This is a genomic window from Protofrankia sp. Cas8, from assembly GCF_963555845.1.
In the GTDB taxonomy this organism is placed as follows: Bacteria; Actinomycetota; Actinomycetes; order Frankiales; family Frankiaceae; genus Protofrankia.
The window spans coordinates 1-8583 of the sequence record NZ_CAUVXI010000116.1 but is presented as its reverse complement, the minus strand read 5'-3'; the positions used below and the strand labels follow the sequence as shown (position 1 = coordinate 8583).

Sequence of the window (8583 nt, the reverse complement as noted above, 5' to 3'; positions counted from 1 at the left end):
CCTTCGGCTAATCAATGATCGTCAAAGGGGACGCCGCCATGAGTACCCGACGCTTCCTACCCTGGCCGGCCCGCCCGTCATCCGCGGACACGCTGTCGTTCACCGACCGCATGGACACGGTGCGCTTCGACGTGGCGGAGCAGGCGCACATCACCGTCGACTCCACCGTGTGCAAGACGTGCACCACCAAGGCATGTGTCACCGCCTGCCCGGCAGACCTGTTCGTGCCGAAATCCGACGGCGGGATCCTGTTCAACTACGAGCAGTGCTTCGAATGCGGCACCTGCTACATGGTCTGCGGCGAACAGGGCGCGATCGCCTGGAGCTATCCGGAGGGAGGCCACGGTGTCGTCTTCCGCCATGGCTGAAACCGGCGACATCCTCGGCCTTCAGGTGACAGTGCTGGTGGCTCACTCGCCGCTGGCGGTCGAGGTGGACCCGCTGACCGGCGAGGTCCACATCGACGAGCGACTGTCCGGCCTGTCCGCCGCCGACCAGGCGGCCTGCGAGTGGGCACTGCGTCTTGGTGACGCCTGGTCCGTGCCGGTGGCGGTGCTCACCGTCGGGCCGCCCGCCGCCGACGCCACCCTGCGGGCGGTGCTCGCCGCCGGCGCCGCAAGGGCAATCCGGGTGGACACCGACGCCGACGCTGACGCCGACCCGCGGATGGTCGCCGCGGGTGTGATCGCGGCCCTGCGTCGGGACCCCGATCATGGGAACCCCGATCATGCGCAGATGACCCGCACGGACATCGTGGTCGCCGGAAGCTGGTCCCCACGCCGCGGCTCGGGTGCGGTACCGGCGCTGGTTGCCGCCGGCCTCGGTCGGGGGCGCGGTCGCGGGCACGGCATCGGTGGCGTGGCGCAGGCGCTCGGCCTGGTGTCCCTTGCCCCGACCGCGCCCGGGGTCGTCGAGGCCGAACGACGCATTGACGGTGGACGGCGGGAACGGCTGCGGGTGCGGGCGCCGGCGGTGCTCTCGGTCGACCCGGGGACGGCACCGCTGCGTCGCGCCGGGCTGCGTGCGGTGGTCGCGGCCCGTCGTGCACCGATCGACGTGGTGCGGATCGCTCTCCCGGCATCACTGCCTGCGACCAGAGTGCCGCTGCGTCCCCGTCCGAAAGTCCTGCTCCCACCGGCGGCGACCCTGCCGGCGCGCGAACGTGTCAGGCAGCTGACCAGCGCCGGGGAGACCCGCGGCACCGATCGGGCCGTCGTCCGCCTCGACCCGCCGCAGGCCGCCGACCGCGTCCTCGCCGCCCTGCGCGCCTGGGGTTATCTGCCGGCTCCTGGTCCTGGTACCTACCCCGGCCCCGGTGCCCTTGCTCCCGGTCCCGGTCCCGATGAACAGGCTCGGTGAGCGCTGCTGGCCAGAGCTTCGCGACCAGTCACCACTGGTCGCCGTGCCGCTGGGAAGCACCGAACAGCACGGACCGCACCTGCCGCTCGACACCGACACCCGGATCGCGCGGGCGCTCGCGGACGGGTTGGCCTCGCGACTGCCCGGTGTCCTTGCAGCCCCGGCCCTGGCCTACGGCGCGAGCGGCGAACACGCGGACTTCCCCGGGACACTGTCGCTGGGCAACCGCGTCCTCGCGCTGGCCGCCGTTGAAATCGCCCGCTCCGCCGACATCACGGCGTCCGGCGTGGTGTTCGTGAACGGGCACGGCGGCAACGCCCCGGCCCTACGGGAAGCGGTCACGCTGCTGCGCTCGGAGGGACGCCACGTGCTCGCCTGGGCACCGCGGTCGGCTCGTGCCACCGATCTCGGGATACCGGCCGGCGACACGGACCTGCACGCAGGACGGATCGAGACGTCCCTCATGCTGCACTTGGCGCCCGACCTGGTACGTCTCGACCGGGCCGTCGCCGGACCGTCGCCGCCGCTCGCCGAGCTGATCCGCCGTGGGGTCGGGTCGCTGAGCCCCTCGGGTGTGCTGGGTGACCCGACCGGAGCGTCGCCGGGCGAAGGTGCGCTTCTACTGCGCGCCTATGTGGACGACCTGGTCACGGCCGTCGCGCGCTGGGATGAAAGCCGCCGGGACGAGAACCGACCGCAGGAGAACCGGTGACGGAAGACCCGGGGATGGGAAGTCCGGTCGCCGTGGTGACCGGCGCGGCCCGAGGTCTGGGTGCCGCGGTCGCGGCAGCCCTGGACGAGCGTGGCTACCGGCTGATCCTCACCGACATCGCGACCGGTGCCGCCGCCCCGGCCGCTCCCACGGACGGCGGATACCCGTACGCCACCTGGGAGGATCTCGCGAAAGTCGCTGCGGGCTGCACCGAGGCGGTGGCCGTGCGGGCCGACGTCCGGGTCCAGACCGACCTCGACGCCGCGGTTGCGACGGCCCTCGACCGGTTCGGACGCCTCGACGCCGCGATCGCGGTCGCCGGGGTGATCGCGGGTGGGCCACCGGTCTGGGAGACCGACGACCAGACCTGGCGGATGCTGCAGGCTGTCGATCTCGACGGTGTGTTCCACCTGGTCCGAGCGGCCGTCCCGGCGCTGCTGGCGGCACCGGCCGGCCGGTTCGTGGCGGTTTCCTCGGCCGCCGGAACCCGCCCGCTGGCACGCCTCGCGGCGTACTGCGCGGCCAAGCACGGCGTCGTCGGGCTGGTCCGCAGCCTGGCCGCGGACCTGGCCGGCACGGCGGTGACCGCCAACGTCGTGTGCCCGGGATCGATGGACACGACGATGCTCGCCGAAACGGCCCGGGTCTACGACCTGGACGGGGTCGACGAGTTCGCCCGGCATTCCTTCCAACGACGCATCCTCGACCCGGCCGAGGTGGCGGAGGCGGTCGCATGGCTGTGCTCGCCCGCCGCCGGAGCACTGACCGGGGCTGTCGTGCCGGTGGACGCCGGCTTCACCGGCTAGCAGTCGGTGGAAGCGGTCGCTATGGCAACGAAAGCCACCTACCGCTGGACGACATTCGTCCGAACAGTAGGTGGCAACGGTCGCTGTGGCGACCGCTGCCACCTACCCGGGGATACGCTCTTACGCCTTGTGCTTCTCGATCGCGTCGGTGAGCTGCGGGACGACGTTGAAAAGGTCGCCCACGATGCCGTAGTCGGCGAATTCGAAGATCGGCGCTTCCGGATCCTTGTTGATCGCGACGATCATCTTGGACGTCTGCATTCCGGCCCGGTGCTGGATCGCCCCGGAGATGCCGACCGCGATGTAGAGCTGCGGCGACACCGTCTTTCCGGTCTGCCCGACCTGGTTCTGGTGGGGATACCAGCCGGCGTCAGTCGCCGCACGGGACGCCCCCACCGCGGCGCCGAGCGTGTCCGCCAGCTTCTCGACGAGGGCGAAGTGCTCGGCGGCGCCCAGACCGCGGCCGCCGGAGACGACGATCTGCGCCTCGGTGAGGTCGGGGCGACCCGACTTGGCCTCAACAACCCGGTCAAGGATCTTCGCCGACCTGGCGGAGTCCGAGATCGTGATGTCGACCTTCTCCTCGGTCGGCGTACCCGGGGCAGCCACCGGTGGGGTCGTGTTCGGCCGCACCGCGAAGACCGGCGTCCCCTTGGTGACCTTCGAGGTGACGATCGTGGAACCACCGAAGATGCCTTGGGTAGCGGCCAGGTCCGGCGTGAGGCCGACCGCGTCCCAGATCAGGCCCGACCCGGTCTTGGCCGCCGTGCGCGCGGCGGCTTCCCTGGCATCCGGGGTGGCCGCGGTCAGGACCGCTACCGGAGACCTGTCGGTCACCAGCTTGGCCAGGACCTCAGCCACCGGGGCCACCACGTAGTCGGTGACGTCCTCGGACTCGACGACGTAGACCGTGGACGCGCCGTACTGAGCCAGGAAGTCCTTGGCTTTCGCGTACGTTCCGGGCGCGCCGAGGAAGACCGCGGACGCCTCACCCAGCGACCGGGCGAGCGTCAGCAGCTCGGCGGTGACTTTTTTCGGCTCGCCGTCTGCATGCTCGACGAGAACTAGAACCTCAGCCATCGGACAAGACCCCTCAGATCAGCTTCTGTGCGGCGAGGAACTCAGCGGCCCTGGTGCCACCGTCGCCCTCGTCCTTGACGATCGTTCCGCTCTGACGGGGCGGAGCGGCCTGAGCGTCCAGCACCGTCGACGCAGCGTTGGCGAGGCCCACCGTGCCAGCATCCAGGCCCGCGTCCGCGACGGACAGAGTGGTCAGCGGCTTCTTCTTCGCCGCCATGATGCCCTTGAACGACGGATAACGCGGCTGATTGATCTTCTCGACAACCCCGACAACCACAGGTGTGGACGCTTCCACGAGGAAGTAGCCGTTGTCAGCCAGCCGTTCGATCCGCACTGTGCCGGCACCCGGGTCGACGGTCACCTTACGGGCCTGGGTCAGCTGCGGGAATCCGAGCCGCTCGGCAAGCAGCGCACCCAGCACACCGCCTCGGGCATCGGACGCCTCAGTAGCGGTGATAACAATATCAGGCGAAAGCGTTGAAATAACCTTCGCGAGCGCAGCGGACGTCTGCAGGGCATCGGAGCCGGCCAGCGCCTCGTCGGTGATATGGACGGCCTTGTCCGCGCCCATCGACAGTGCCTTACGCACGGTTTCCAAGGCCTTCTCGGGACCCATGGTGACCACCGTCACCTCGCCACCATGAGCCTCTTTGATCTTCAGGGCCTCCTCGACCCCGTACTCGTCCATTTCGTTCATGACGTTGTCGACGCTCTTGCGATCCGTCGTCCTGGTTGCGGGATCGAGCTTCTTCTCCGCCCAGGTATCCGGAACCTGCTTGACGGTGACGACGATGTTCACGCCTCGGGGCCTCCGTAGCCACATTCATGGGTCTTCATTGCTCTTGACATGGTCGCACCTGCGTCGTTGACACGCTCAATGATCGTCGACGTGACCCAGGTCGCACTCGACCCATCCTGCACGCCAGGCTCCTGGTGCGTGCATTCGCACGCGCGTCTGCACGCCCCCTTCCATCATTGTGACAGCTCCACTACGTTGTGTCTCACAACACATCGTCTGGCCATTGCATCATGAAATATCACGTAATGAGCTACGGGGGCTCAATGAAAAGACAACAATCGTTGGCCGATCAAGAAACGATCAACTGCGGACCGCATCAAACGCTATTCGGACGGTTACTTGCCGAAGCGTCGGTCTCCGACACTCGCTTCGCCCGACAGGTCAACGAACGCGCGCGCCGACAACGAAACGTTGATCTCGGTCTTGCGCGTACCACGGTAGGGCACTGGCGTCGCGGAATGCGCCCCCGTGACCCCATGGTGGCCGAGCTCGCCGCCGCCGAGATGTCGATGCTGGTCGGCTACCCCATCGCGCCATCCGATCTCGGTTGGCGCGGCGAGGCCTATCACGGCGACGACTTCGGGCTCGCCGTAGCCGAGAAACCCTCGGGCACTCTTCGGACTATTGCCGGACTCTCGGGGCGAGATATGCGCAGACGCGACCTCTTATACGACGGAGCGGTCTTCGTCGCCGCCGCCTTCGCCGACCCCGTGCTGGCGAGCCTCACCGGAGTCGTCGAAACGATCAGCCGGGACGAGATCGTACCTCCGGTACCGACCGCGTCCATGATCAGAGATATGACCGAGACCTTCCGCAAGCTCGACGCCCGCTACGGCGGCGCCGAGATTCGCGGACAGGTGGTCGCCTTCCTGCACGACCGCGCGAGAGCGGCGCTGGAGAACCGCCACACGCCGGACCTGTTCAGCTCGCTCGCCGAACTGACCCAGTTCAGTGGCTGGCTCGCTCAGGATTGCGACCGCCAGGCACTTGCCCAGCGCTACTACATCCAAGCGCTGGGCCTCGCGGAACACAGCGGGGACACGATGCTCGCCAGCCGGATCCTGTCCGCCATGAGCGACCAGGCCGGCCGCCTCGGTCAGTACCGGCAGAGCCTGGCCATGGCGAAGGCCGCCATCGACCGTTCCCACGGCTCGGCGTCTCCCACGGTCCGGGCGATGCTGCACGACAAACACGCCTGGGCACTGGGCCGCATGGGCGACGAGCCCGGCTGCAGCCAGGCGCTGATCGACATGGAGGACGAACTCGAACGCGCGAAGCCTGGTGACGGTCCACAATGGGCCTCCCACTACGACGAAGTGGACGTGGCCGAATGCAAGGGCCACTGTTTTCTGCTGCTCGGCAAGGCGAAGGCGGCCGAACCCCTGCTACTGGAATCCCGTTCCCGCCCGCCTGCTTCCCGGACCCGGACCCGCAGCTATGCCGAGGCGGATCTCGCGCTGTCGTATCTGCGCCAGCACGGCCCGGACGTCGAAGCCGCGCTGGACGCGGCGAGCCGCGCGATTGACCTCGCCGGCCAGTTGGATTCGGCGCGGATCACCGACAAGTTGCGTGAGGTTGACCGCCGGTTGAGCCGGCATGACGATGTCGTCGCAGTCCGGGAGTTGCGGGCGCGCTCGGCACCGCTGATCGCCCGCACGGAGAGCCACACCCAGGTGGCGGTGGCATAACGCGGCCAGGTACATACCGCGGCCAGGTACATACAACGCGGCCGGCCGGCGCGGCCGGGTATGCCGGCCGGCCGGTGCCTGTGACGTACGCCGGCCGCGGCCGCGCCTGTCGGCTGGCGATGACCGGCTGGCGATGACCGGCTGGCGATGACTGAAAGCGCTCCGTCGGCCCCGCCGCCGGCCACGAACCTCCCGGCCGGCAGTCTATGAACATGACCCCGCACTCGGACACCGGCTCTGACCTGCCCGTGTACCCCGAAGACGACGACCACGTGGTGCCATCGAAGCGCGGCGCCGCCGGGGTGATTCCGCCGCGGACTCTGGTGATTCTTTTTTCCTGGCTGGCAGTCGGCAGCCTCGGGGTCATCACGCTGGGCCGCGCCCTCCATCTGGATGACGCGCTGAGCTGGCCCTACTCGGGGATCAACGCCTTCACCCCGGTCGAATTCCTGCCGGCCTATGTGGTGTTGGCCGTCAGTTTCGCATTGCGACGCAACCGGCTGTTGATCGTCTCAACGCTGGTCATCATCGCCCACCTGTACTGGACCGTACCCGAGCTCTGGCCGGGGAAGCCCGAAAGCGCTCCCGCCGGCTCGGCGAAAGTGCGGATGATGAGTGCGAACCTGCTGTACACGAACGAGAACGCCGGACGGCTGGGTACCCAGATCCGCGCGGAGGGACCCGACATCCTCGTTCTGGAGGAGGCCACCCCCCTTACCCTGGCTGCGGTCGAGAAGTCCGGGGCACTGGCAGCTTTCCCCTACCAGGACGTCCGTTCCCAGCCGAATCCGTTCGGAATCGCGGTGTTCTCCCGTTTCCCGTTGGTCGAGCCGGAGCTGCGGTCGGTTGCAGACCTGCCGTCACTGCGGCTGACGGTGCAGGTGGACGCGGCGCATCAGTTCCGCCTTTTCGCTGTCCACACGGTCGCGCCGATCAACGGCGGCTCCGCCCCGCGGTGGCGCAGCCAACTGGACAACCTGCGGGCCGACGTCGCCCGCACGCCCATCCCGGTGGTGCTCGCAGGCGACTTCAACGCCACCCGCGACCACCGACCGTTCCAACGCCTGCTAAATGATCATCTTCGCGATGCCCACGACGTGGTCGGTGCCGGCTGGACGCCCACCTGGAACGCGGACCACCTGGTGCTGCCGCCGCTGCTGCGCATCGACCACGTCCTGGCCTCGCCGCAGTTCGCCGTCACCGGCTACCAGGTGGGCGCGGCGTTCGGTAGCGACCACAAGCCCCTCATCGTCGATCTCGCCCTGCGCTGACTCCCGCTCGCCCTGCGCTGACTCCGGCTCGCCCTGCGCTGCCTCCGGCACCCGTTCCGGGAGATCATCACATCGAACGATGTGAACCTGATGCGACGGGAGCAACACCGGATTCACATCGTTCGGCGGCGCTCCGCCCGGTGTTCGGCGGCACCCCGCCCTGTCCTGCTAGGCAGAGGTGGTCCAGACCGCGAGTCCGGTTCCGCAGGCCGTGCAGAAGTTCTCGGTCGGCCGCGCCGGCTTCACGCAGGTCAGGCATGCACGACTGCCGGCCCGCACCGCATAGATCCCATCGAGGATCCTCCTGGGCTCGTCCTCGCGCAGCCACTGGTCAAAAAAGCGGGCGCGCTCGACCGTGAGTGGGTGGGATCCGGTGGTCCGGATCCGCATGCGGTGAAACCGGGTCAGCCTGCTCTGCTCGGCCATGTCGTCAAGCAACCGTGCCTGCTCAAGAAAAGCGGCGGGGTTCATCTGGTCCAGCCAGCGGGTCGCCCCGCCAGCCAACTTCATCATCATCCGGACGCATGGATCGGGATCCTGGACCGCGAGCATCGCCGCCCGGTCTGCGGTCAGCTCCGCCTTGCGCGACCAGGCCGCGAGCCCCGCCCCGAGGCCGAAGGCCGCGATGTTGTTGACAACGGCGTTCGACCGCCGGGCCACTCCCGCGCCCATCGCCCCGCTGACAATTCGTGCCATGGTCCCATATAGAACGTGACCGCATTTGACGTGCCCGATTTCATGCCCGAGCACGGCCAGCAGCTCATCGTCATCCATGATCTCGATGAGATCGGTGAAAAGCACGATGTACGGATGATTGTGCCCGGCCGTATAGGCATCGACCGGCCCACGCCGGATGTAGAGCTCAGGC

At 68.5% G+C, this 8583-nt stretch carries 9 protein-coding genes; 6 read left to right on the top strand and 3 right to left on the bottom strand.

Translation table 11 applies throughout. The features are described 5' to 3' along the window. The first annotated feature begins 38 nt into the window (after positions 1–38). From U9977_RS16605 to U9977_RS16590, 4 genes are read left to right on the top strand one after another with little or no spacing between them, the layout of a single operon-like run. Positions 39–368, top strand: coding sequence for a ferredoxin family protein (locus U9977_RS16605; RefSeq protein ID WP_322750178.1), 330 nt, complete (start codon positions 39–41; stop codon positions 366–368). Further along, positions 346–1359 (top strand): hypothetical protein, encoded by a 1014-nt coding sequence (locus U9977_RS16600; RefSeq protein WP_322750177.1) that lies wholly within the window; start codon positions 346–348, stop codon positions 1357–1359. Before U9977_RS16605 ends, U9977_RS16600 begins: the two co-directional genes overlap by 23 nt. After that, positions 1343–2071, top strand: a complete 729-nt coding sequence (gene mftE / locus U9977_RS16595; protein WP_322750176.1) for a mycofactocin biosynthesis peptidyl-dipeptidase MftE — start codon at positions 1343–1345, stop codon at positions 2069–2071. The genes U9977_RS16600 and mftE overlap by 17 nt, the downstream gene beginning before the upstream one ends. A 14-nt stretch (positions 2072–2085) precedes the next feature. Beyond that, positions 2086–2877, top strand: a complete 792-nt coding sequence (locus U9977_RS16590; protein WP_322750184.1) for a mycofactocin-coupled SDR family oxidoreductase — start codon at positions 2086–2088, stop codon at positions 2875–2877. A gap of 120 nt (positions 2878–2997) precedes the next feature. Here the strand turns inward: U9977_RS16590 and U9977_RS16585 are convergent, their stop codons facing one another. Continuing rightward, on the bottom strand, positions 2998–3957 hold the full coding sequence (locus tag U9977_RS16585; protein ID WP_322750175.1) for an electron transfer flavoprotein subunit alpha/FixB family protein: 960 nt from the start codon (positions 3955–3957) through the stop codon (positions 2998–3000). 13 nt (positions 3958–3970) lie between these two features. Further along, the gene (locus U9977_RS16580) at positions 3971–4756 is read right to left on the bottom strand and encodes an electron transfer flavoprotein subunit beta/FixA family protein (protein WP_322750174.1); all 786 of its coding nucleotides are present in this window, start codon (positions 4754–4756) and stop codon (positions 3971–3973) included. A 458-nt stretch (positions 4757–5214) separates the two neighbouring features. Between U9977_RS16580 and U9977_RS16575 the strand changes: the two genes are divergently transcribed. After that, on the top strand, positions 5215–6444 hold the full coding sequence (locus U9977_RS16575) for a transcriptional regulator (protein WP_416210657.1): 1230 nt from the start codon (positions 5215–5217) through the stop codon (positions 6442–6444). 212 nt (positions 6445–6656) lie between these two features. Further along, positions 6657–7715, top strand: coding sequence for an endonuclease/exonuclease/phosphatase family protein (locus U9977_RS16570; RefSeq protein WP_322750172.1), 1059 nt, complete (start codon positions 6657–6659; stop codon positions 7713–7715). 168 nt (positions 7716–7883) lie between these two features. Here U9977_RS16570 and U9977_RS16565 read toward each other — a convergent pair. Then, positions 7884–8583 (bottom strand): M48 family metallopeptidase (locus tag U9977_RS16565; protein WP_322750171.1); only part of this gene is annotated, 700 nt, incomplete at its 5' end.

Coding starts and splice junctions, on each gene's coding strand:
- U9977_RS16605 (WP_322750178.1), top strand. CDS start 39: ATGAGTACCCGACGCTTCCTACCCTGGCCGGCCCGCCCGTCATCCGCG.
- U9977_RS16585 (WP_322750175.1), bottom strand. CDS start 3,957: ATGGCTGAGGTTCTAGTTCTCGTCGAGCATGCAGACGGCGAGCCGAAA.
- U9977_RS16590 (WP_322750184.1), top strand. CDS start 2,086: ATGGGAAGTCCGGTCGCCGTGGTGACCGGCGCGGCCCGAGGTCTGGGT.
- U9977_RS16570 (WP_322750172.1), top strand. CDS start 6,657: ATGACCCCGCACTCGGACACCGGCTCTGACCTGCCCGTGTACCCCGAA.
- mftE (WP_322750176.1), top strand. CDS start 1,343: ATGAACAGGCTCGGTGAGCGCTGCTGGCCAGAGCTTCGCGACCAGTCA.
- U9977_RS16575 (WP_416210657.1), top strand. CDS start 5,215: ATGCGCCCCCGTGACCCCATGGTGGCCGAGCTCGCCGCCGCCGAGATG.